20 protein-coding genes and 1 pseudogene are annotated in these 22,003 nt (G+C 75.2%); 12 read left to right on the top strand and 9 right to left on the bottom strand.

Translation table 11 applies throughout. The features are described from left to right. A pseudogene (locus AB0953_RS34535) lies at positions 1-244 on the bottom strand (Nonspecific lipid-transfer protein); the annotation flags it as partial. A gap of 12 nt (positions 245-256) precedes the next feature. Continuing rightward, positions 257-2,455 carry an acyl-CoA dehydrogenase gene (locus AB0953_RS34530; RefSeq protein ID WP_366863561.1) on the bottom strand — a complete coding sequence of 733 codons (2,199 nt, stop codon included), beginning with the start codon at positions 2,453-2,455 and terminating at the stop codon, positions 257-259. 285 nt (positions 2,456-2,740) lie between these two features. On the opposite strand from AB0953_RS34530, the gene AB0953_RS34525 reads away from it, so the two are divergent. The 4 genes from AB0953_RS34525 to AB0953_RS34510 all read left to right on the top strand — a co-directional run bounded on the left by AB0953_RS34525 (position 2,741) and on the right by AB0953_RS34510 (position 6,694). Beyond that, entirely contained in the window at positions 2,741-3,388 is a 648-nt protein-coding gene (locus AB0953_RS34525; RefSeq protein WP_366863560.1) for a class I SAM-dependent methyltransferase, read from the top strand. Positions 3,389-3,677: 289 nt separating this feature from the next. Then, positions 3,678-4,610: an N-acetylmuramoyl-L-alanine amidase gene (locus tag AB0953_RS34520; RefSeq protein ID WP_366863563.1), complete on the top strand. Its 933-nt coding sequence runs from the start codon at positions 3,678-3,680 to the stop codon at positions 4,608-4,610. A gap of 134 nt (positions 4,611-4,744) precedes the next feature. Continuing rightward, positions 4,745-5,542, top strand: a complete 798-nt coding sequence (locus AB0953_RS34515; protein WP_366863559.1) for a hypothetical protein — start codon at positions 4,745-4,747, stop codon at positions 5,540-5,542. 141 nt (positions 5,543-5,683) lie between these two features. Continuing rightward, positions 5,684-6,694, top strand: coding sequence for an LLM class F420-dependent oxidoreductase (locus AB0953_RS34510; RefSeq protein ID WP_366863557.1), 1,011 nt, complete (start codon positions 5,684-5,686; stop codon positions 6,692-6,694). 15 nt (positions 6,695-6,709) lie between these two features. Here the strand turns inward: AB0953_RS34510 and AB0953_RS34505 are convergent, their stop codons facing one another. The 5 genes from AB0953_RS34505 to AB0953_RS34485 form a co-directional block, all read right to left on the bottom strand. Continuing rightward, positions 6,710-7,108 (bottom strand): hypothetical protein, encoded by a 399-nt coding sequence (locus AB0953_RS34505; protein ID WP_366863556.1) that lies wholly within the window; start codon positions 7,106-7,108, stop codon positions 6,710-6,712. An 88-nt stretch (positions 7,109-7,196) separates the two neighbouring features. Next, positions 7,197-7,844, bottom strand: a complete 648-nt coding sequence (locus AB0953_RS34500; protein ID WP_366863555.1) for a hypothetical protein — start codon at positions 7,842-7,844, stop codon at positions 7,197-7,199. A 202-nt stretch (positions 7,845-8,046) separates the two neighbouring features. Further along, positions 8,047-9,138 carry a prenyltransferase gene (locus AB0953_RS34495; protein ID WP_366863554.1) on the bottom strand — a complete coding sequence of 364 codons (1,092 nt, stop codon included), beginning with the start codon at positions 9,136-9,138 and terminating at the stop codon, positions 8,047-8,049. After that, on the bottom strand, positions 9,135-9,869 hold the full coding sequence (locus tag AB0953_RS34490; protein WP_366863553.1) for a class I SAM-dependent methyltransferase: 735 nt from the start codon (positions 9,867-9,869) through the stop codon (positions 9,135-9,137). Before AB0953_RS34490 ends, AB0953_RS34495 begins: the two co-directional genes overlap by 4 nt. A gap of 100 nt (positions 9,870-9,969) precedes the next feature. Further along, positions 9,970-11,283 carry a glycosyltransferase family 4 protein gene (locus AB0953_RS34485; protein ID WP_366863552.1) on the bottom strand — a complete coding sequence of 438 codons (1,314 nt, stop codon included), beginning with the start codon at positions 11,281-11,283 and terminating at the stop codon, positions 9,970-9,972. 216 nt (positions 11,284-11,499) lie between these two features. On the opposite strand from AB0953_RS34485, the gene AB0953_RS34480 reads away from it, so the two are divergent. Continuing rightward, the gene (locus tag AB0953_RS34480; protein ID WP_366863551.1) at positions 11,500-12,132 is read left to right on the top strand and encodes a TetR family transcriptional regulator; all 633 of its coding nucleotides are present in this window, start codon (positions 11,500-11,502) and stop codon (positions 12,130-12,132) included. Between the two features lie 28 nt (positions 12,133-12,160). Here AB0953_RS34480 and AB0953_RS34475 read toward each other — a convergent pair whose 3' ends face one another. Both AB0953_RS34475 and AB0953_RS34470 read right to left on the bottom strand, forming a co-directional pair. Further along, positions 12,161-12,394 (bottom strand): ferredoxin, encoded by a 234-nt coding sequence (locus AB0953_RS34475; protein ID WP_366863550.1) that lies wholly within the window; start codon positions 12,392-12,394, stop codon positions 12,161-12,163. Positions 12,395-12,397: 3 nt separating this feature from the next. After that, complete coding sequence (locus tag AB0953_RS34470; protein ID WP_366863549.1) at positions 12,398-13,861, bottom strand: aldehyde dehydrogenase; 1,464 nt, start codon at positions 13,859-13,861, stop codon at positions 12,398-12,400. A gap of 186 nt (positions 13,862-14,047) precedes the next feature. Between AB0953_RS34470 and AB0953_RS34465 the strand changes: the two genes are divergently transcribed. The 7 genes from AB0953_RS34465 to AB0953_RS34435 all read left to right on the top strand — a co-directional run. After that, positions 14,048-15,163, top strand: coding sequence for an MBL fold metallo-hydrolase (locus AB0953_RS34465; RefSeq protein WP_366863548.1), 1,116 nt, complete (start codon positions 14,048-14,050; stop codon positions 15,161-15,163). A 359-nt stretch (positions 15,164-15,522) separates the two neighbouring features. After that, complete coding sequence (locus tag AB0953_RS34460; RefSeq protein WP_366863547.1) at positions 15,523-16,767, top strand: prenyltransferase/squalene oxidase repeat-containing protein; 1,245 nt, start codon at positions 15,523-15,525, stop codon at positions 16,765-16,767. Continuing rightward, a complete protein-coding gene (locus tag AB0953_RS34455) occupies positions 16,767-17,462 on the top strand; it encodes an SCO2322 family protein (protein WP_366863562.1) in 696 nt (231 codons plus the stop codon). The genes AB0953_RS34460 and AB0953_RS34455 overlap by 1 nt, the downstream gene beginning before the upstream one ends. After that, positions 17,459-18,610, top strand: a complete 1,152-nt coding sequence (locus tag AB0953_RS34450) for an energy-coupling factor transporter transmembrane protein EcfT (RefSeq protein ID WP_366863546.1) — start codon at positions 17,459-17,461, stop codon at positions 18,608-18,610. The genes AB0953_RS34455 and AB0953_RS34450 overlap by 4 nt, the downstream gene beginning before the upstream one ends. Beyond that, positions 18,607-20,421: an ATP-binding cassette domain-containing protein gene (locus AB0953_RS34445; RefSeq protein WP_366863545.1), complete on the top strand. Its 1,815-nt coding sequence runs from the start codon at positions 18,607-18,609 to the stop codon at positions 20,419-20,421. Before AB0953_RS34450 ends, AB0953_RS34445 begins: the two co-directional genes overlap by 4 nt. Further along, the gene (locus AB0953_RS34440; protein WP_366863544.1) at positions 20,418-21,293 is read left to right on the top strand and encodes an ECF transporter S component; all 876 of its coding nucleotides are present in this window, start codon (positions 20,418-20,420) and stop codon (positions 21,291-21,293) included. Before AB0953_RS34445 ends, AB0953_RS34440 begins: the two co-directional genes overlap by 4 nt. 323 nt (positions 21,294-21,616) lie before the next feature. Continuing rightward, positions 21,617-22,003: transglycosylase SLT domain-containing protein (locus AB0953_RS34435; protein ID WP_366863543.1), on the top strand; the 387-nt coding region annotated here is incomplete at its 3' end.

The raw sequence follows: 22,003 nt of genomic DNA, 5'->3' as shown, positions 1-22,003 counted from the left end.
TGTTCACGTTGTAGACGGGTATGCCGGTCAGCCCCAGCTCGTACGCCGCCCGCTGGCCGGCGGTGGAGGCCTGGAAGCAGTACCCCGCCGGAACGTGTTCGACCAGCTCGTAGCCGATGCCGGCATCGGCGAGCGCGGCCGTCCCGGCCTCCTTCGCCATGTCCCAGTACTGCCAGTCCCGCGATTCCGGCTTCTCGAACCTCGTCATGCCGACGCCCACGATGTACGACTTCGACGGCTTCATCTGCGCTGACTCCTAGTCCCTGGGAAGGCCGAGGATCCGCTCGGCGACGACGTTGAGCTGGACCTGCGTGGTGCCCCCGGCGATGGTCAGGCAGCGGGACATGAGCACCCCGTGCACCGCCCGCTCCCCCGCCCCCTCGCACACCGCGCCGTCCGGGCCGAGCAGTTCGAGGGCGAGTTCGGCGGTCCGCTGCTGGTGCGGTGTCTGGACGAGCTTGCGTACGGAGGCACCCGCGCCCGGCTCCAGCCCGGACACCTGCTGGAGCGTGGTGCGCAGCCCGATGCAGGCCAGGGCGTGTGCCTCGGCCAGCAGGACGCCGATCCGGGCGCGGTGGGCCCCGTCGAGCCGGGGGGCGCGGGCGAGCAGCGCCTCCAGGCCGGTGTCGAAGGTCATGCGGTCGGCCATGTGGACGCGCTCGTTGCCGAGGGTGTGGCGCGCGACCTGCCACCCGCCGTCGACGGCCCCGACGAGGGCGTCGGCCGGCAGGGGTGCGTCGTCGAACCAGACCTCGTTGAAGAGGGCCTCGCCGGTGATCTCCTTGAGGGGCCGCACGGTGATGCCGGGGGTGCGGCGCATGTCGACGACGAAGTAGCCGAGCCCCTTGTGCTTGGGGGCGCCGGGGTCTGTACGGGCCAGCAGGATCCCGAAGTCGGCGGTGTGCGCGGAACTCGTCCACACCTTCTGGCCGTTGATCCGCCACGAGCCGTCGGCCCCGGACCGCTCGGCCCTGGTGCGCAGTCCCGCGAGGTCGGAGCCCGCGCCGGGTTCGGAGAAGAGCTGGCACCAGGTCAGGTCGCCGCGCAGGGTCGGCAGCAGGAACCTCTCCTTCTGCTCGGGCGTCCCGTAGGCGATCAGGGAGGGCACGACCCAGGTGGCGATCCCGAGGTCGGAGAGCCGGACCCCGGCCGCGGCCAGCTCCTGCTGGACGACGAGCTGCTCGACGGGTCCGGCGCCGAGCCCGTACGGCGGCGGCAGGTGCGGTGCCGCGTGGCCGGTGGGGGCGAGGAGCCGCCGGGCGGCGGCCGGGTCCAGGCCGCGGGCCGCGGCGATCGCGGTGCGGGCGGCGGCCCGGTACTCCTCGGCCTGCGGCGGCAGGTCGACGCCGAGGGCGCGCCGGGCGCCCGCCGCGGCGAGCTCCACGGCTCGGGTGCGGTGGGCGTCGCCGGGGCCGAGCAGCTGCCGGGCGACGATGGCCCGCCGCAGGTGGAGGTGCGCGTCGTGCTCCCAGGTGAAGCCGATCCCGCCCAGCACCTGGATGCAGTCCTTGGCGCAGCCGTACGCGGCGTCGAGGGCGGTGCCGGCGGCCAGCGCGGCCACGAGCGAGCGCACCTGCGCCTTCGCGCCTGCTCCCGCCGGCTCGCCGCCGCCCGGGCCGTCCGCTGCCCGGGCGGCGTCCCAGGCCAGGGCCCGGGCCTGCTCCAGGCGCACCAGCATGTCGGCGCACAGGTGCTTGACCCCCTGGAACTGCCCGATGGGGCGGCCGAACTGCTCGCGGACCTTTGCGTACCGGGCGGCGGTCTCCACCGCCCATGCGGCGGTGCCGCAGGCGTCGGCGGCGAACAGCACGCAGGCCAGGTCGCGGACCAGGTCCTCGTCGAGGCCGAGCAGCCGGCCGGGGGCGACGGCCACCCGGCGCGCCCGCACCTCGGCGGTGGGCCGGGTCGGGTCTGCGCAGGCGTGCGTACGGATCTCCAGCGCGGCGGCGTCGACGGCGAACCAGCGCACGCCGCCGGCGCCGTCGGCGCGGGCGGCGAGCAGGACGAGGTCGGCCTCGCCGGCGCCGAGCACCGGCGGCGCGAGCCCGTCGAGGAGGTACGCCCCCTCGGCGCCGGCGGCGGCAGCGGCGGTCACGGTGCCGGGCCCGAGGGCGACGGCCCCGATCCGGGTCCCGTCGGCCAGGGCCGCGGCGAGCTCGTCCGCGCCGGCCCGGTGGAGCAGGACGGAGGCCAGGGCACTGGCCAGGTACGGTCCGGGCAGGGCGGCCCGGGCGGCCTCCTCCACGGCGACGGCGAGGTCGGCGAGGGTGCCGCCCTCCAGGTGGGGGGCGAGGAGTCCGCTGCCCGCGAGCGCGTCCCACCAGCCGGGCCGCACTCCGGTCCGGGGCGGGCTGTCGAGCAGTTTGCGCACCTCTTCGGGGGGTACGGTGCGCGCCGCCCAGCCGCGTACGGCGCCGGCCAGGTCGCGCTGGTCCTGCGTGATGGCGATGCCCATACGGATCCCTGCCGCCTCTCCGACGTACCCGGCCGGCGCCGGGCGGTCCCCGGTCGCGGTCCCCTGATCGGCGGTCAGAGTAGAACACGTTCCATTCTGACGGAAGGTCAGGCGCAGACCCCTCAGCGCGCTCGCTCCCCGGACCGCCGCACCCGCCCCCGGACCGCCGGACTGCGCCGTCGGGACCTCCCCGCTCCGCCCCGCGGCCGCCCCGACCCCCGGCCATGGCGTCCTACCCGCCGGTAGGGCAGCATGGGCCGCTCACGCGCAGTTCAGGAGGAACCCATGGCCCCCGCCACCCCCAAGCCGGAGACCCTCGCCGCCTTCGAGGCCGCCAAGGGGTTCATGCCCGTCACCGAGGGCCTCGCCCTGTACGAGGCCGCGTCCGCAGCGGCGGCGCTGGGCCTGCCGCTGCTGGAGGTCGGGACGTACTGCGGCCGCTCGACGATCCTGCTGGCCGACGCCGCCCGCGAGGCCGGGGTGAGCACGATCACGGTCGACCACCACCGGGGCAGCGAGGAGCAGCAGCCCGGCTGGGAGTACCACGACCCGTCCGTGGTGGACCCGGAGGTCGGGCTGATGGACACCCTGCCCACCTTCCGGCGCACCCTGCACCGGGCCGGGCTCGAGGAGCACGTCATCGCGATCGTGGGCCGGTCCCCGCAGGTCGCCGCGGCCTGGGGCGGCAGCCTCGGCCTCGTCTTCATCGACGGCGGCCACACCGACGAGCACGCCACCGGCGACTACGAGGGCTGGGTCCCCCACCTCGCCGAGGGCGGCACGCTCGTCATCCACGACGTGTTCCCGGACCCGGCCGACGGCGGGCAGGCGCCGTACCGGATCTACCTGCGCGCGCTGGCCTCCGGCGCCTTCGAGGAGGTCTCGGTGACCGACTCGCTGCGCGTGCTGCGCCGCACGGCCCCGGGCATCTAGCGGTATCCGGCGGCGCCGGGCCGGCCGTGACACGAGCGGGCCAGGGGCAACCGGAGCATTAGGCATATCGAGATATAAGCGCACACGCCCTCGAACGGCCCAGTCCCGGCCTGCCCGCGGCCCCCCGGTCTAGCATCGCGACGTGCCCTACGACGACAGCCCCCCGCCTCCCGAGTCCGCCCCTCCGCCCGGCTCCGGTCGGCCGGCCGACTCCGTCCCGCCGGCCGACTCCGTCCCTGCCTCCGATTCCACCGACTCCGCCCACTCCGCCGGCTCCGCCCCGCAGCCCGTGCCCGCCTCCGCGGCCGGCTCCGAGCGCCGGTGGTTCGCACGCCGTTCCGCCCTCGCCGTCGGGGCGGCCGTGCTCGCCCCCACCTGCCTGGCAGGGTGGGTCCTGGTGCAGGTCAGCACCGGCGCCGGTGCGGACGACGCCCGGCCGCCGCGCATCGTGATGCCGGCGGCGACCGGCACCGACGCCTCGCTCACCCCGCCGCCGGCGGCCTCCGCGAGCGCCGCCCCCGGCGGCTCCCCCGACGCAGCCGCGAAGAACCCGCTCGCCGGCAAGACCGTCGTCATCGATCCCGGTCACAACACCGGCAACTTCAACCACATCGCCGAGATCGACAAGAAGGTCGACATCGGCACCAACCTCAAGGAGTGCGACGCCACCGGCACCTCCACCAACGCCGGTTACAAGGAAGCGGAGTTCACCCTCGACGTCTCGCGCCGCCTGCGCACCGTCCTCCAAGCCAGAGGCCTGAAGGTGGTGTTCACGCACGACGGTGAACGCCCCTGGGGCCCGTGCATCGACGAGCGCGCACGCATCGGCAACCAGGCGAACGCCGACGCCGTGGTCTCCGTCCACGCGGACGGCGAGTCCGAGGGCAACCGCGGGTACCACGTCATCCTCCCGGCCAAGGTCAAGGGCGGCGCCGCGGACACCGCGCCGATCGTCGGGCCCTCCCGGGAGCTCGGTGAGAAGATCGCCGCGAACTTCGCCCGGACCACCGGCACCTCTCCCGCCAACTACCTCGGCGGCGGCACGGGGTTGGTCGTGCGCGACGACCTGGGCGGCCTCAATCTGTCCACCCGCCCCAAGGTGTTCGTCGAATGCGGCAACATGCGTGACAGCAAAGACGCGGCGCTGCTGACGAATCCGGACTGGCGGCAGAAGGCGGCTCAGGGAATCGCGGACGGCATCGTCGGCTTCCTCGGCGGGTAGTCCCCCCGGGACAGCCTGCCGCCCCGATCCTCTCGGCAGCGGGAAACCTCCGTACCATGGTCCAGCCCGCCCCGCTCACGGATGCGCGACCGCGGCACCACGAGACGACCGAGACCGAGAAGGACACCTGAGACGTGAATATCCGCTCCCTCACTCGAGGCGACGGCGTGGTGATCGGAGCAGCGGCGCTGCTGTTCATCGCCTCGTTCCTCGATTTCTACTCCGCGACCGGCCTCGATCTGCCGAGCGTGTGGGACACCGACGTCTACCGCCTGGCGCTCCCCACGATCTTCCTGCTCGGCTTCATCGCGGCCGGTCTGCTGGTCGGGGGCCGTTTCCTGCCGCAGTCGCGCCAGCTGGCGGGCCTTCCGCTGTCGGCCTGGGGCACGGTGCTCGCGGTCGCGGCGGCCTGGTCCTCGCTGTGGTCCCTGATCACCAGCCCGAGCGGCGCCGACCTGGGTCCGGGCTGCATCATCGCCTTCCTCGCCACCCTCGCGCTGGCCGGTGTCGCCCTCGCCGGGGCGAAGGTCCCGGCGCTGGCCGGACCGCTGGTGCCGGAGTCGCGCCCGGCCGCGCCGAGCCCGTTCGGCGGCCAGCCGCAGCCCGGCACCGGGTACGGCTACCCGGGCGGCCACCAGCCGCAGGGCTACGGCGCCACCCCGCAGCCGGCCCCGCCGTACGGCGGCACCCCGAACCAGGGCCCGCAGGACGCGGCGCCCGCCCCGGCGGCGGACTTCGCCCCGTTCTGGTTCGCCGTCCCGGTGGCCCGCCCCCTCTTCGCCGAGGACGGCTCGCCGACCCCGATCGCCGAACTCGCCCCGGGGACCTGGTACCTGGCGGTGGACCAGCGCGGGCCGTCGACGCTCATCGCACAGACCCAGGACGGCCGCCGCGGCGTCCTGAACGACACCTCCGGCATCCAGCGCGGCTGACGCGGCGCGCACGGACGGGACGCGCCGTGTGCGCCGCACGCGGCCGCACGGCCAACGGCCCTCCGCCCTTCCGGGCGGGGGGCCGTTGCCCTACAGTCACCTGACGCATCGTCAGATGGAACGTGGCGGAGGGAACCGTACATGCGCCTCGGACTCGCACTCGGCTACTGGGGCCGCGGTCCCGACCCGGCCCACCTCCGCCTCGCCACCGAGGCCGAGGAGCTCGGCTACCACTCGGTGTGGACGGCCGAGGCCTGGGGTTCGGACGCCTTCACCCCCCTCGCCTGGATCGCCGCCCACACCTCCCGGATCCGGCTCGGCACCGCCGTCGCGCAGATGGCCGCCCGCACGCCGACCGCCACCGCCATGCACGCGCTCACCCTCGACCACCTCTCCGGCGGCCGCATGATGCTGGGCCTGGGCCTTTCGGGGCCGCAGGTCGTCGAGGGCTGGTACGGGCGCCCGTTCCCGTCGAGCCCGCTCACCGCAACCCGCGAGTACGTCGACCTCGTCCGACAGGTGCTGCGCCGCACGGCGCCCGTCGCCCTCGACGGCCGCTTCCACCGCCACCCGTACCACGGCGACGACGCCACCGGCCTCGGCAGGGCGCTGAAGCCCATCACCCACCCGCTGCGCCCCGACCTGCCCGTGCTGCTCGGCGCGGAGGGGCCGAAGAACATCGCCCAGACCACCCGGATCGCGGACGGCTGGCTCCCCCTGTACTGGTCGCCGACCCGCCCCGACGTCTACCGGGCCTCGCTGGCGGACCTCCCCGACGGGTTCGTGATCGCCCCGATGGCCCGGGCGCAGGTCTGCGACGACGTCGCCGAGGGCCTCCTGCCGGTCAAGGCGATGCTCGGCTTCTACATCGGCGGGATGGGGCACGCGGCCCGCAACTTCCACGCCGACCTGATGGCGCGCATGGGCTACGCCGAGGAGGCCCGCCGCATCCAGGAGCTGTTCCTCGCCGGGCGCAGAAAGGAGGCCGTCCTCGCCGTCCCCGATGCCTTCGCCGACGAGATCTCCCTGGTGGGGCCGCGCGAGCGGATCGCCGAGCGCCTCGAGCTGTGGCGTGCCGGTCCCGTGACGGACCTGCTGGTCACGGCGCCGGACCCGCGCACCCTGCGCGTCCTCGCCGAGCTCAACGGCTGACGGCCGGCCGGAGCCTCAACCGGCCTGCGGGGCCTCGTCCTGCGGCACGGCCCGCAGCAGCTCGCCCAGGTCCAACGGCATGACGGCGATCTCGATGCTCCCGCCGCCCCCGTACGCACACGCCACGATCCGCGATCCGGGGTTGATGGACATCCCCTCCTTCACCGACGGCGCCCGCACCCCGGTCGCCCGGCCGCCGGCCAGGTCCACCGACTCGCCGCGCCGGGGCACCCAGCGGGCGCCGTCGGGCCCGGCGAACACCTGGCCGATGCGCCAGCGCCCCGCGCCGGCCGGGGTGCGCGCCATGCACGGGATCCCGGTGGCGGGGCCGGCGGCCACCCGCCGCAGGTGTGCGCGGCGGATCAGCCAGCCGGCTCCGACGGCCCCGGCGAGGAGGACGACGAGCTCGATCATCCGACCATTGAACCAGGCAGAACGGACCGATCGGACCACCCGGCCGAGCCGGCCGAGCCGGGCGGCCCGGCCCGGCCGTGACGGAGGCCTAGCCGCCGCTCAGCTGCGAGAGGCTCGGCACCTGGTCGGTGACCGGGGCGCCGGCGCTCTTGCCGGCGTCCTTGACGCCGCCGATGACGTCCTCGAAGGAGCTGATGTCGGCGTTGCCGGCCTGGCCCTGGCGGAGCTTGGTGCCCAGCCCCTTGAGGGACTCGATGCCCGCCGTCAGCGGGGCCACCGCCTTCGACAGCAGCGGATCGCCCTTGGCGTTCTGCAGGGCCGCCTTCAGCCGGTTGTACGCGAAGGCGCCCGCGAGGCCCGCCTTGATCAGCGCGAAGGTGCGGCCGTTGGCGCCCTTGGCGAACTTGCCCGCCCGGTAGGGCTTGATGATCCACTGGTACGTGGCGCCGGCCGCGAGCCCGGCGTTGGCGACGAAGCGCGTCTTGGCGAACTTCTGGCGCGCCTGCGTCGCGTCGGGCGTGGGCTCCACCTCGACGGCGGCCTGGAGCGCCGCGAACTCCGCCTGCGCGGCCTGCGCCTGCACGGCTTCGATCTGCTCCGCCCGGGCCTGCTCCTGCGCGGCCGCCACGGCCGACAGATGGGCGGCCCCGACCGCGCCCCGGGCGCCGCCGGCACCGCTGCCGCCGCATCCGGCGGCCCCGGCGAGCAGTGCGGTGGACAGGAGGAGCGCGGTCACGCCGCGGCGGACGCGGAGGGTCGAGGATCGGGATCGGGATCGGGATCGGGACACAGTGGCCTCCAGGGGGAGTCGAGGTGTCCCCCGCAGCGTCACCCGGGGCTGCGGGCCCCGCCACTCGGGCCACCCGTTCGGGCCGCCCGGGTGGCGGGGTTCCGGCCCTGCCCGCATCATCCGCTCACGCGCCGGCCGCCACGTCCGCTCAGGCGTCCGTGCCGCAGCAGTCCGGTTCCAGGCCGGAGGGCAGGTCCAGCCCGCCGAAGACGGCCGTGGTGGCCTCGTCCCCGCCCAGTGCGGCAACGGCCAGCAGCAGCGAACCCGCCGTCCACGTGGTCTGCTCGACGGGCCACACCGCGTCGTCCTCGAAGACGTACCCCGTCCAGTACATGCCGTTGTCGGCGCGCAGGTGGGTGATGGAGCGCAGGATCTCCAGGGCCCGGTCCGACTGGCCGATCGCCCACAGGGCGAGGGCCAGTTCGCAGGACTCGCCGCCGGTCACCCACGGGTTCGGCAGGACGCAGCGGACGCCGAGGCCGGGGACGACGAACTCCTTCCACCGCTCCTCGATCCGCTGCGCGGCCTGCGCGCCCGTCAGCGCCCCGCCCAGCACCGGGTAGTACCAGTCCATCGAGTAGCGGGACTTGTCCAGGAACCGCTCCGGGTGCCGGCGTATCGCATGGCCCAGCGCGCCCGCCGCGAGCTCCCAGTCCGGCTGCGGGTCCCCGCGGTGGTCGGCGATGGCCAGCGCGCAGCGCAGGGCCTGGTGGATGGAGGAGGAGCCGGTCAGGAGGGCGTCCGCGACGGGCGTGCCGTCGGCCTCGCGCTTCCAGCCGATCTCGCCGCCCGGCTGCTGCAGGTCGAGGACGAACTGCACGGCCGCGTAGACGGCGGGCCACATCCGGTCCAGGAAGGGGTCGTCGCCGGTGGCCAGGTAGTGGTGCCAGACCCCGACCGCGATGTACGCGACGAAGTTGCTCTCCCGGCTCGCGTCCTGCGGCTCGGCGGTGTCCACGCCGGCGGGCCGGTCGGCGTACGCCGCGTACCAGGAGCCGTCGGCGTTCTGGTGCCGGGCGAGCCACTCGTAGGCGCGGCGGGCGGCCTCGTGCTCGCCCGCGGCGTCGAGGGCCATCGCGGCCTCGGTGTGGTCCCAGGGGTCGAGGTGGTGGCCGCGGAACCACGGTATGGCCCCGTCGGAGCGCTGGGCGGCGAGGATGCCGGCCACCGTGTCGGCGGCCTCCTCGGCCGTCAGCACTCCGTCCAAGGCCAGCCGTTCGGTGCGCCCGGTGGAGCTCACTGGGCCGCGCCGACGGGCAGGTGCGGCTTGGTCGCGTACACCACGAAGCTCTTGCCGATGACCGGGTTGAGCGCCTGCTCGGCGAGCCGCGTGGCCAGCGGCTTCTTCATGATGTCCCAGACCAGCAGCTTGTGGTACGCGCGCACCGGCAGGGCCTTGTCGTTGTCGACGCCGAAGGCGCACTTGAGCCACCAGTACGGCGAGTGCAGCCCGTGGGCGTGGTGGGTGCCGTACGGCTTGAGGCCCGCGGCCCGCATCTTGCCGAGCAGTTCGTCGGCCTTGTAGATGCGGATGTGGCCGCCCTCGACCTCGTGGTAGGCGTCGCTGAGCGCCCAGCAGATCTTCTCGGGGCCGTAGCGCGGCACGGTGACGGCGATGCGGCCGCCCGGCTTGAGCACGCGGACCATTTCGGCGAGCACGCCCTTGTCGTCCGGGATGTGCTCCATGACCTCGGAGATGATGACGACGTCGAAGGACTCGTCGGGGAAGGGCAGGGCGAGCGCGTCGCCCTCCATCGCGGTGGCGGTGGCGCCGACGGGGGCCTCGCCGGCCTCCTTCATGGCGGCGAACCACTTGGCGACCTCGCGGATCTCCTCGCCGTTGCGGTCGACCGCGACGACCTGGGCGCCGCGCCGGTAGCACTCGAAGGCGTGCCGGCCTGCGCCGCAGCCCAGATCGAGCACGCGGTCGCCTGCGGCGAGCGGGAACCGGGAGAAATCGACGGTCAGCACGGGGTCCTGCCTTCGCAGTCGCGGGGGTGGGGAAGGGACATCGACGGGGACATCAACGGGGGCGTGCGCGGGGTGCGGGCGGCACGGGCGGGACGGGAGGTCACCGGCTGCGGCGGCTGCGGCGGGCCTGCTCGATGGCGGCCCGGTAGTGCGCGGCCGTGCCCTCGGCGGCCCTGGCCCAGGTGAACCGGGTCAGCACGCGCTCGCGTCCGGCGGCGCCGAGGCGGGTCCGCAGCTGCGGGTCGTCCAGCAGCCGGCCCAGGGCGGCGGCCAGCGCGCCCGCGTCACCGGGCGGCACCGCGAGGCAGGTCTCGCCGTCGGGGCCGGCGACCTCGGGGATGGCGCCGCCGGTGGTGGCGACGAGCGGGGTGCCGGTGGCCATCGCCTCGGCGGCGGGCAGCGAGAAGCCCTCGTACAGGGAGGGCACGCAGGCGATCTGCGCGCTGCGCACCAGGTCGACGAGCTCGGCGTCGGTGATGCCCTTGACGAAGCGGACCGCGTCCTGGAGCCCGTACGCCTCGATGGCCTTGGCCACCGGGCCCTCCTCGGCTCGCTTGCCGACGACGACCAGGTGGGCGTCGGGCTGCTCGGTGCGCAGCTTGGCGAGCGCCTCGACGAGGTGGACGAGGCCCTTCAGGGGGACGTCGGCGCTGGAGGTGGTCACGATCCGCCCGGGCACCTCGGCCACCGACGGGTCGGGCGACCACAGCTCGGTGTCGGCGCCGATGTGGACGACGTGGATGCGCTCGTGCTGCACGCCCAGGTGCTCGGCGATCTCCTGCTTGGAGGAGCCGGACACGGTCAGGACGGAGGGCAGCCGCCGGGCGACGCGGCCCTGCATCCGCGTGAAGGCGTACCAGCGCCGCACGGAGGCCCGCTTCCTGCGGTCCTTGGCGGCGTCCAGTTCGAGCTGCCGGTCGACGGTGATGGGGTGGTGGATGGTGGTGACCAGCGGCGCGCCGAGGTCGGCCAGCAGCCCGTAGCCCAGGGTCTGGTTGTCGTGGATGACGTCGAAGTCGCCGGCGCGGGCGGCGAGGTGGCGCCGGGCGCGCAGCGAGAAAGTCAGCGGCTCGGGGAAGCCGCCGGTCCACATGGTGGCGACCTCGAGGGCGTCGATCCAGTCCCGGTACTCCTCGCGCTTCGGCGTGCGGAACGGGTCGGGCTGGCGGTAGAGGTCCAGGCTCGGCAGCTCGGTGAGGGTGGCGCCGGTGTCGAGCACCGGGTACGGCTGCGCGCCGATCACCTCGACGGAGTGCCCGAGCGCGACGAGCTCGCGGGACAGGTGGCGTACATAGACGCCCTGGCCCCCGCAGAACGGGTTCCCCTTGTAGGTGAGGAGCGCAATGCGCAACGGCCGGTCACCATCCGTCACGGGCCCTGCGAAAGGGCTCGTCACCATGGCCTCAGCGGTCACTCTCGGCCCCCTTCTCCCTGCAACGTTCGCCGGAGCGTAACCGCTCGGATAATGTAGAACAAGTTTCAGACTTGATCCGTCAGACCATTGAATCTACCGGCCGGAAACCACACCGTAAGAGGCGGAGCAGGTGATTCGCGCCACGGACGGAGCGCCTGCCATGCTGGGCCCGCACCAGCCCGGAATCAGCAGCGGCCACACCACGGAACGGGGCACATGACAGCGGAAGCGAAGGCCGTCGGCACATCGGCATCCTCTCCCCTGACGGAGCGCCAGGAGGCGCGCCGCCGCCGCATCCTGCACGCCAGCGCGCAGCTGGCCGGGCGCGGCGGCTTCGACGCCGTCCAGATGCGGGAGGTCGCCGAGGCGGCCGGCGTCGCCCTCGGCACCCTGTACCGCTACTTCCCCTCCAAGGTGCACCTGCTCGTCGCGACGATGCAGGACCAGCTCCAGCACATGCACACCACGCTGCGCAAGCGGCCCCCGGCCGCCGAGGACCCGGCGGCGCGCGTCGCCGAGACCCTGATGCGCGCCTTCCGCGCCCTCCAGCGCGAACCGCACCTGGCCGATGCGATGGTGCGCGCCCTGACCTTCGCGGACCGCAGCGTCAGCCCCGAGGTGGACACCGTCTCCCGCCTGACGACGGCGATCATCCTGGACGCGATGGGCCTGACGGCCCCGCCGACGGCGGAGCAGCTGTCGGCGGTGCGGGTGATCGAACACACCTGGCACTCGGCGCTGATCACCTGGCTGTCGGGCCGCGCCTCGATCGCCCAGGTGAAGATCGACATCGAGACGGTGTGCCGGCTGATCGACCTGACGGCCGCGCCGCCGCCGGAAAAGGCCTGATACCGCCGCTGCCCCGGAGCGGCCGGCCCTACTCCTCCGGCGGGAACACCGTCTCCCCGGTCCCCGCCAGCGTGATCAAGATGGCCTCCACCGGGCAGCCCTCCGCCGCCGCGAGGACCGGCTCGTTCGCGTCCGTCTGCGGCTCCCGGGGGTGCGACTGGCGCGCCGAGTCCAGGACGAACCCCTCCGGCGCGTGGTTCACGCACATCCCGGAGCCGATGCAGACCCCGCGGTCCACCTCCACCTGCCACCGGTCGCCCACGACTCAGGCACCCGCCCCGTATCCGGCCGGCAGGTGGATCATCTTGTGCTCCAGGTACTCGCCGAGCCCCTCGGGCCCGAACTCGCGCCCCAGGCCGCTGTTCTTGTAGCCGCCGAACGGACCCAGCATGTCCAGGCTGAAGGTGTTCACGTTGAAGGTGCCGGTGCGCACCTGCCGGGCGAAGTCGATGCCGTGCTCCACGTCCGCCGTCCACACGCTCCCGCTCAGCCCGAACTCGGAGTCGTTCGCGATCCGCAGCGCCTCCTCCTCGTCCCCGTACGGGATCAGGCACACCACCGGGCCGAAGATCTCCTCGCGCGCGATCCGCATCCCGTTGTCCACGTCGCCGAAGAGCGTCGGCTCCACGTACCAGCCGCGCTCCAGGCCGGCCGGGCGGCCGCCGCCCGCCAGGACCTTCGCCCCCTCCTCCTGCCCGATCCGGATGTAGTCCAGGGAGCGCTGCTGCTGCCGCTTCGCCACCAGCGGGCCGAGCTGCGTCGCCGGGTCGAGCGGGTCGCCGACGACGAGCGCCCCGGCCGCGGCGGCGAGGGCCTCGGCCACCTCCCCGTAGCGGCTGCGGGGCGCGAGGATGCGGGTCTGCGCCACGCACGCCTGCCCGTTGTTCATCCAGGCGGCCGGGACGATCCCGGCCACGGAGGCCTCCAGGTCCGCGTCGGGCAGGACGACGGCGGCGGACTTGCCGCCGAGTTCGAGGGTGACCCGGGTCAGGTTCCGCGCGGCCACCTCCATCACGCGCCGTCCCGCCGCGACCGAGCCGGTGAAGGCGACCTTGTCGACACCGGGGTGGCCGACGAGGTACTCGCTCACCTCGCGGTCGGCGGGCAGCACCGACAGCACGCCCTCGGGCAATCCGGCCTCCCGGGCGATGTCGGCGAGGATGTACGAGTCCAGCGGCGACTCGGGGGACGGCTTGAGGATGACCGCGGACCCGGTGAGCAGCGCGGGCGCGAGCTTCGCGGCGGCCACGAACTGCGGCACGTTCCACGGGATGACGGCCGCGACCACGCCCACCGGCTCCCGCCGCACCAGGATCGGGCCGAGCACGCCCTGGCGGTGCTCCTCGTACGGATAGGCGCGCGCGACCTGGATCGCGGCGTCGTAGACCATCATCGGGCCGAGCGCCTGGGCGAGCACGCTCCAGGAGTAGGGGGAGCCGTTCTGGGAGCTGATGGAGCGGGCGATCTCCTCGTGCCGGACGGCGATCGCGTCCTTGATCCGGGTGACGACCGCGATCCGCTCGTCGAGGGACGCCCGGGGCCAGGGTCCCGCGTCGAAGGCGCGGCGGGCGGCGGCGACGGCGCGGTCCACGTCGGCGCGCGAGGCGTGCGGGACGCTGCCGATGACCCGTTCGGTATGGGGCGAGACGATCTCGATGGTGTCGGTGCCCAGCGGCTCCGTCCACTCCCCGCCGATGAACAGCTGTCCGTGTTCCACGCGCTCGGTCATGGCTGATGCCTCCTGCGGCTCGGCTTTCCCGAACTGATACCAGTTCTAGTTCCAGGAGTCCACGGCCGGGACGGAACCCTCGGAAGATCCAACGACTAGCCAGAAGGCCCGGGAGATGGTCGACTTGGGCTACCACTGGAACACGTTCTCACTGCCGTTGCCGGGCGCAGGAGACAGGAGCCCCTCATGCCACAGGACGCACCGGACGCACCCGCACCGCCCGCACCCGCACCCGCACCCGCACCCGCACCCGCACCCGCACCACCCGAGGTCACCGACCACGGCGGCGGCGTCCGGGGCATCAAGGTGCCCATCCCGGACAATCCGCTCGGCCACACCCTCGTGCACGTCCTCGACACCGACCGCGGCCCCGTCCTCGTCGACACCGGCTGGGACGACCCGCAGTCCTGGGACGCCCTCACGGCCGGCCTGGCGGCCCTCGGCACCGCGGTCACCGACGTCCACGGGGTGGTCATCACCCACCACCACCCCGACCACCACGGCCTGTCCGGCAGGGTCCGCGAGGCCTCCGGCGCCTGGATCGCCATGCACGCCGCCGACACCGAGGTCGTGCTGCGCACCCGCTCCGCCGAGCCCGCCGTATGGCTCGACTACATGAGCGGCAAGCTCGCCGCCGCGGGCGCCCCCGAGGAGCACCTCGCCCCGCTGCGGGCGGCCCGCGCGAGCGGCCGCATGCGGACCCTGCCGGGCCTGCGCGCCGCCGTCCCCGACCGGGAGATCGCCCCTGGCGAGCTGCTGCCGCTGGCCGGGCGCAGGCTCCGCGCCCTCTGGACCCCCGGGCACACCCCCGGCCACGTCTGCCTGCACCTGGAGGAGCGGCATCCGGGGAATCTGCCCGGCAACGGCCGCCTCTTCTCCGGGGACCACCTCCTGCCCGGGATCTCCCCGCACATCGGCCTGTACGAGGATCCGGAGGACACCCGCACCACCGACCCGCTCGGCGACTACCTCGACTCCCTCGAACGCATCGGCCGCCTGGAGCCGGCGGAGGTGCTCCCGGCCCACCAGCACGCCTTCACCGACGCCCCGGCCCGTGTCCGCGAGCTGCTGCGCCACCACGAGGAGCGGCTGGCCGGGCTGCGGCAGCTGCTGGCCGCCGAGCCGCTGACCCCGTGGGGGCTGGCGGAGCGGATGCAGTGGAACCGGCCCTGGGCGCAGATCCCGTACGGCTCGCGCAACATCGCCGTCTCGGAGGCGGAGGCGCACCTGCGGCGCCTGGTGAAGCAGGGCCGGGCAGAACCGGTGCCGGGCAGCGACCCCGTCGCGTACCGCGCGGTGTGACGCCCGGCGGGGCGGCGGCCGGGGCGACGGCCGCGTCGGCGGCAGGGGAGCGGCAGGGCCCGCGCCGAGCGGCCCGGGGCGGCGGCCCCAACGGGCCGTCGCGTACCGGCCGGTACAGTATGGGCCGTCGTCCACCCTTCCGTACGGGGGGAAGCCGGTGCGATTCCGGCGCTGACCCGCAACCGTGTCCCCGCCCCGGCCCCGCCGGGCGGCCAGCCGGACTGCCCCGTACCGGAACGGACGCGGCTCGTGCCGCCGGGAGCCCCCGGCGGCCGGCACCGTCGAGGTCAACGGAGCCGGAAGCCCGGTGCCAGCGCGCGCCTGCCTCCTGCTCCCCACCAGGAGAGGCAACCGCCCCCATGAACGTCCGCCGCAGCGCCGCCGCGCTCGCCGCCTCAGCCGTGCTCTGCGTCGGCGCCGCCCCCGCGGCCCTGGCCGCGCCCTCCCCCGCCGCCCCGACGCCGCCGGTGGTCCCGTCCGGCCTGTACGGCAAGAAGGACCCGACGTACGACGGCGTGTGGCGGCAGTCGCTCGCCCTGCTCGCCCAGCGCACGGTGGGCGTCGAGCCCGCCAAGGAGGCCGTCGGCTGGCTCACCGGCCAGCAGTGCGCCACCGGCGCCTTCGCCTCGTTCCGCGCGGACGCGTCCTCGGCGTGCGACGCGACGACGGTGCTCGACACGAACGCCACCGCGATGGCCGTGCAGGCCCTGAAGGCACTGGGCGGCCAGGACGCCGCGGTGAAGAAGGGCGTGGACTGGCTCAAGTCCGTGCAGAACGAGGACGGCGGCTGGGCCTTCGTCCCCGGCACCCCCAGCGACGCCAACTCCACGGCCGTGGTGATCAGCGCACTGGCGGTGGCCGGCGAGAAGCCGGCCGAGGTGAAGTCGAAGGCCGGGAAGTCCGCGTACGAGGGCCTGCTCGCCTTCCAACTGGACTGCACCGCCGAGCCGGCCGCCGACCGGGGCGCGTTCGCGTACCAGCCGGCCGACGGCAAGCTCGCCGCCAACGCCGACGCGACGGCCGCCGCGGTCCTGGCCGGGCTGGGCAAGGGCGCGGTCGTCGCCCCCGGCGGCGCGGACACCCCGGCCGCCGCCCCCGGTTGCGCCACGGCGGCCGGCGACCCGGCGGCCGCCGCCCGGGCCGCGGCCGGCCACCTGGCCGAGGCGCTGAAGAAGGACGGCCACCTGACGGCCGTGACCCCGGGCGCGGACCAGCCGACCGCGGACACCGGCAACACCGCCGACGCGGTGATCGCCCTGGCCGCTGCCGGGCACCGGCAGTCGGCGGCGGGCGCGCTGGAATGGCTTAAGGCCCACTCGGCCGAGTGGGCCAAGGGCAGTCCGGCGGCCCTCGGCACGCTGGTCCTGACCGCGCACGCCACGGGCACCGACCCGAAGGCATTCGGCGGCACGGACCTGGTCGCGGCCCTGAACGCGACCGGCCCGGCCCCGCAGGCGGCCGAGGCGAAGGCCGACGGGGCCGAGAAGGACAAGAAGGAGGACAAGGGCGACCAGGGCATCTGGTGGATGCTCGGCGCAGGTGCGGCGGCCGGCATGGGCATCGGCTTCCTGCTGAGCGGGCGCCGCAAGAAGAACCAGCTGTGATCCGCCGCGGCCCGGCCTCGGCGGCGCTCGCCGCCGGCCTCCTGCTGACCCTGCTCGCCGCATTCCCCGCGGCGGCGGCCGGCTACCGGTACTGGTCCTTCTGGGACGGTGCGGGCGGCCAGTGGGCCTACGCCACGCAGGGTCCCTCCACCGCCCGCCCCGCCGACGGCTCGGTGCAGGGGTTCCGCTTCGCGGTCAGCAAGGACGCGGCCGCCGAGGCCGCCCGGCCGCGGGCGGCGGCCGACTTCGAGGCCGTCTGCTCCGCCACCCCGGCGGTGCCGGGCCGCAAGCGGATCGCCGTCGTCGTCGACTTCGGCGTCCCGGCGGACGCCCCGGCGGGCGACGCCCCGCCGCAGGACGCCCCGCGCACCGCCTGCGCCCGGGTGGCGCCGGACGCGACGGCCGCCGAGGCCCTGGCGGAGGTGGCCAAGCCCCTGCGGTACAACAACGCGGCGCTGCTGTGCGCGATCTCGGGCTACCCGGAGCAGGGGTGCGGCGAGCAGATCGCGGACGGCGGGTCCGCGCCCTCCGCCGGCTCCGCGGCCGACTCCGCGCCCCCCGCCGCGGCCGCGTCCGGAGCAGAGGAGGACGAGAGGGACGGCGGGACCGGCTGGACGGGTCCGCTGGCCGGACTGGCCGTCCTCGCGGGCGTCGGGGCCGCCACCTTCCGGCAGTCCCGCCGCCGCTCCCGATGACCCCCGCCCCCGCCGCCGGGCCCGGCCCGGCGTACCCGCGCCCGCAGCGGCGGTACGCCGCTCCGCAGGCCCGGCGGGGCAACGCGGTGCACGCCGGGGCGTGGTGGCTGTGGGCCCTCGGGCTGGCCACGGCGGCTTCCCGGACCACCAATCCCCTCCTCCTCGCGCTGATCGCCGCCGTGGCCGGCTACGTCGTCACCGCGCGCCGCACCGCCGCCCCGTGGGCCCGTTCGTACGGGGCGTTCCTGAAGCTGGGGCTCTTCGTCATCGGCCTGCGGCTGCTGTTCTCCGTGCTCCTCGGCTCACCGATCCCCGGCTCGCACGTCCTGTTCGCCCTGCCGGAGGTCCCGCTGCCGGGCTGGGCGCAGGGCATCCGCCTCGGCGGCCGCGTCACCGCCGAGCAGCTCGTCTTCGCCTTCTACGACGGGGCCAAACTGGCCGCACTGCTGGTCTGCATCGGTGCCGCCAACGCCCTCGCCAACCCCGCCCGGCTGCTGAAGTCGCTCCCGGCCGCGCTGTACGAGGCCGGCGTGGCCGTGGTCGTCGCGATGACCTTCGCGCCCCACATGGTCGCGGACGTCGCCCGGCTGCGGACCGCCCGCCGGCTGCGCGGCCGCCCCACCGGCGGCGTGAAGGCGATCCTCCAGATCGGCCTGCCGGTCCTGGAGGGCGCCCTCGAGCGCTCCGTGGCCGTCGCCGCCTCCATGGACGCGCGCGGCTACGGCCGGACGGCGCAGGTACCGCCGGCCGTACGGCACACCACCAACGCCCTCACCCTCGGCGGCCTGCTCGGCATCTGCGCGGGCACGTACGGGCTGCTCGCCGCCGAGGGGGCCGGGTACGGCCTGCCCGTGCTGCTCCTCGGGCTCGCCCTGGCCCTCGCGGGCCTGCGGCTCGGCGGGCGGCGCAGCGTGCGGACCCGCTACCGGCCCGACCGCTGGGGGCCGCGCGCCTGGCTGGTCGCCGGCTCGGGCGCCGTCGTCGCCGCCGCGCTGGTGTACGCCTCCGGCGCCGATCCGCAGGCCTTGCGGCCGGGGGTGGTGCCGCTCGTGCCTCCGGCGTTCCCGCCGGGGGCGGCTGCCGCCGTCCTCGTCGGCCTGCTTCCCGCCTTCGTGGCACCCGTACCCCCCGAGGAGTCCCCGCAGTGATCCGCTTCGAGCAGGTGTCGGTCACGTACGCCGGCGCCGACCGGCCCGCGCTGCACGGCGTCGACCTGGTCGTCCCCGAGGGCGAGCTCACGCTGCTGGTCGGCCCGTCGGGCGTGGGCAAGTCGACCCTGCTGGGCACGGTGTCCGGGCTGGTCCCGCACTTCACGGGCGGGACGCTGCACGGCCGGGTCACCGTCGCGGGCCGCGACACCCGCACCCACCGGCCGCGCGAGCTCGCCGACGTCGTCGGGACGGTCGGCCAGGACCCCCTCGCCCACTTCGTGACGGACGTGGTGGAGGACGAGCTGGCCTACGGCATGGAGTCCCTGGGCCTCGCCCCCGCCGTGATGCGCCGCCGCGTCGAGGAGACCTTGGACCTGCTGGGCCTGAACGAGCTGCGCGACCGGCCCCTCGCCTCGCTGTCGGGCGGCCAGCAGCAGCGGGTGGCCATCGGCTCGGTGCTGACCACGCATCCCGCGGTGCTGGTCCTCGACGAGCCGACCTCCGCGCTGGACCCGGCGGCCGCCGAGGAGGTCCTGGCGGTGCTCCAGCGCCTGGTCCACGACCTGGGGACCACCGTGCTGATGGCCGAGCACCGCCTGGAGCGGGTGGTCCAGTACGCCGACCGGGTCCTGCTGCTCCCGGCTCCGGGCGCGGCCGCGGTCCTGGGCACCCCGGCCGAGGTGATGTCCCTGTCGCCGGTCCACCCCCCGGTGGTGTCCCTGGGGCGGCTGGCGGGCTGGTCCCCCCTGCCCCTGTCGGTCCGCGACGCCCGCCGCCTGGCCGCCCCGCTCCGCACCCGCCTCGCCAAGGCCTCCGCACAGGCCCCCGCAGCCTCCGCACAGGCCGCACCCGCCGCGATCCCGGGCGCCCGCTCCGGCGCCGCGGGCCCCGCCGGAGCGCAGGCCGGCCGTGCGGCCGCAGCCGCCGTCCGGCCGGGGCTGCTGGCCCGGGTGCTGCGGCGGACCGGGCCGGGGGGCCGCGGCGGCGGCTCGGCGGCAGCGACCGCGCCGGCCGCCGCCACCGCCGGGGCCGGGCCCGCCGGCGACCCGGTCGCGCTGGTCCGCGGCCTGTCGGTGCGGCGCGGCCGGGCCGAGGTGCTGCACGGCATCGACCTGGCCGTGGCGGGCGGCGAGACCGTCGCGCTCATGGGCCGCAACGGCGCGGGCAAGTCCACCCTGCTCGCCGGCCTCGTCGGCACCCTCGCCCCCGCCGCCGGGGAGGTCCTCGTCGGCGGCCGGACCCCGCACCGGACACCGCCGCAGGAGATGGTCCGCCGCGTCGGCCTCGTCCCGCAGGAGCCGCGCGACCTGCTGTACGCGGACACGGTCGCCGCCGAGTGCGCGGCCGCCGACGCCGACGCGGGGGCGGAGCCCGGCAGCTGCCGGGCCCTGGTGTCGGCGCTGCTGCCCGAAGTGGCCGACGGCGCACACCCGCGCGACCTCTCCGAGGGGCAGCGCCTGGCCCTCGCCCTGGCGCTGGTGCTCACCGGCCGGCCGGGCCTGCTGCTGCTGGACGAACCGACGCGCGGCCTGGACTACGCGGCCAAGGCCCGGCTGATCGAGGTGCTGCGCGCGCTGGCCGCCGAGGGGCACGCGATCGTCCTGGCCACGCACGACGTGGAGCTGGCGGCGGAGCTGGCGCACCGGGTCGTCGTCCTGGCCGGCGGGGAGGTCGTCGCGGACGGCCCGACCGCCGAGGTCGTCGTGTCCTCGCCGGCCTTCGCACCCCAGGTGGCCAAGATCCTGGCGCCGGACCCCTGGCTCACCGTCTCCCAGGTCGCCCGCGCGCTCCGGGCGGCGGCGTCATGAGCCGCCCGCTGCGGATCGGCCCCCGGGCCGCGGCCGCCCTGGCCCTCGTCACCCTCATCGGCATCGCCGCGTTCGGCTGGCCGCTGCTGGCCGACCGGCAGTCCGGGCTTGCCCACTCCCAGGACGCCCCCTGGCTCTTCGCGGCCCTGCTGCCGCTGCTGGTGGCGGTCGTCGTCGCGACCATCGCCGACCGGGGCGTGGACGCCAAGGCGGTGGCGATGCTCGGCGTGCTCGCCGCGGTCGGGGCGGCCCTGCGGCCGCTGGGTGCGGGGACGGCCGGCCTGGAGCCGATGTTCTTCCTGATGGTGCTCAGCGGGCGCGTCCTCGGGCCGGGCTTCGGCTTCGTCCTCGGCTCGGTCACGATGTTCGCCTCCGCCCTGCTGACGGGCGGGGTCGGGCCGTGGATGCCGTTCCAGATGCTCGCCCTCGGCTGGTTCGCGCTGGGCGCGGGGCTGCTGCCGGGGCCGGAGCGGATCCGGGGGCGGGCGGAGCTGCTGATGCTGGCGGCGTACGGCTGCGCGGGCTCGTTCGCGTACGGGACCGTCATGAACCTGCAGGGCTGGGTGCTGCTCCAGGGGATGGGGCAGGGCGTCTCCTTCCATCCCGGGGACCCGGTGGGGGCCAACCTGGCGCGGTTCGCCTCGTACTGCCTGGCGACCTCGCTGGGCTGGGACCTGGGCCGGGCGGTGCTGACGGTGGTCCTGACCCTCGCGCTCGGCGGCACGGTGCTCAAGGCGCTGCGCCGGGCGACTCGGAAAGCGGCGTTCGACGCCCCCGTTTCCTTCGATCCGGGGGCCGAAAGTGGCCCGGGACACACACCACAAAGGGCGCGAGCCGCCACGGAAGGTGACATTCGGGCGTCCGGGCGGTGAGGCGCCCCACAGGACCTGCGTCACATTCGCCCCCGGATAGTAGGTCGGCGGCGACAGCGGGCGGGGGCCGGATCCGCCCGGGATGCGGCCTCGGGGCGGGTGGGCGGGCCGGTCGCGGCGGGGCCGGCGGGCGGGGCGGCTGCGAGGCGGGGTAGTAGGAGGGGGTCGTTGCCAGGCCGTTCGGGGCCTGGCTAACTGGTTCTCGTCGCAAGGCGGCCCGGGTGCTCCACCCGCCGCCGACGGGCTCCCTCTCCTCCGCGTGAGTGGCTCACGCATGTCACCGGCATGCCGCGACCGACCTTGTTGCCTACGGAAGGGTTTCCGTGTCCGTCTCCGTCATCCGCCGCATCGCCGCCTCCAAGAAGACCCTCGCGGGTACCGTGGTCGGCCTTGCCGCCGCCGGTTCCATGCTGGCCACCGTTCCTGCGCAGGCCGCCCCCACGAGCGCCAAGGCGATCGCCCAGCAGATGATCAAGGACCCGGCCCAGTTCGCCGCCTTCGACAAGATCGTCTCGCACGAGAGCGGCTGGAACCACACCGCCACCAACGCCTCCTCCGGCGCGTACGGCCTGGTCCAGGCCCTGCCGGGCTCGAAGATGGCCTCCGCCGGCGCGGACTGGAAGACCAACCCCGCCACCCAGATCAAGTGGGGTCTGGACTACATGAACTCCCGCTACGGCTCCCCGGTCGCCGCCTGGAACTTCTGGCAG

Origin of the sequence: Streptomyces sp. NPDC046866 (assembly GCF_040704625.1) — a bacterium.
In the GTDB taxonomy this organism is placed as follows: Bacteria; Actinomycetota; Actinomycetes; order Streptomycetales; family Streptomycetaceae; genus Streptomyces.
This window is presented reverse-complemented; position numbering and strand designations above follow the sequence as displayed.

Excerpts from the sequence above, each read along its gene's own strand:
- AB0953_RS34530 (WP_366863561.1), bottom strand. The coding sequence starts at position 2,455 with ATGGGCATCGCCATCACGCAGGACCAGCGCGACCTGGCCGGCGCCGTA.
- AB0953_RS34525 (WP_366863560.1), top strand. The coding sequence starts at position 2,741 with ATGGCCCCCGCCACCCCCAAGCCGGAGACCCTCGCCGCCTTCGAGGCC.
- AB0953_RS34510 (WP_366863557.1), top strand. The coding sequence starts at position 5,684 with ATGCGCCTCGGACTCGCACTCGGCTACTGGGGCCGCGGTCCCGACCCG.
- AB0953_RS34505 (WP_366863556.1), bottom strand. The coding sequence starts at position 7,108 with ATGATCGAGCTCGTCGTCCTCCTCGCCGGGGCCGTCGGAGCCGGCTGG.
- AB0953_RS34480 (WP_366863551.1), top strand. The coding sequence starts at position 11,500 with ATGACAGCGGAAGCGAAGGCCGTCGGCACATCGGCATCCTCTCCCCTG.
- AB0953_RS34470 (WP_366863549.1), bottom strand. The coding sequence starts at position 13,861 with ATGACCGAGCGCGTGGAACACGGACAGCTGTTCATCGGCGGGGAGTGG.
- AB0953_RS34465 (WP_366863548.1), top strand. The coding sequence starts at position 14,048 with ATGCCACAGGACGCACCGGACGCACCCGCACCGCCCGCACCCGCACCC.
- AB0953_RS34460 (WP_366863547.1), top strand. The coding sequence starts at position 15,523 with ATGAACGTCCGCCGCAGCGCCGCCGCGCTCGCCGCCTCAGCCGTGCTC.
- AB0953_RS34450 (WP_366863546.1), top strand. The coding sequence starts at position 17,459 with ATGACCCCCGCCCCCGCCGCCGGGCCCGGCCCGGCGTACCCGCGCCCG.
- AB0953_RS34440 (WP_366863544.1), top strand. The coding sequence starts at position 20,418 with ATGAGCCGCCCGCTGCGGATCGGCCCCCGGGCCGCGGCCGCCCTGGCC.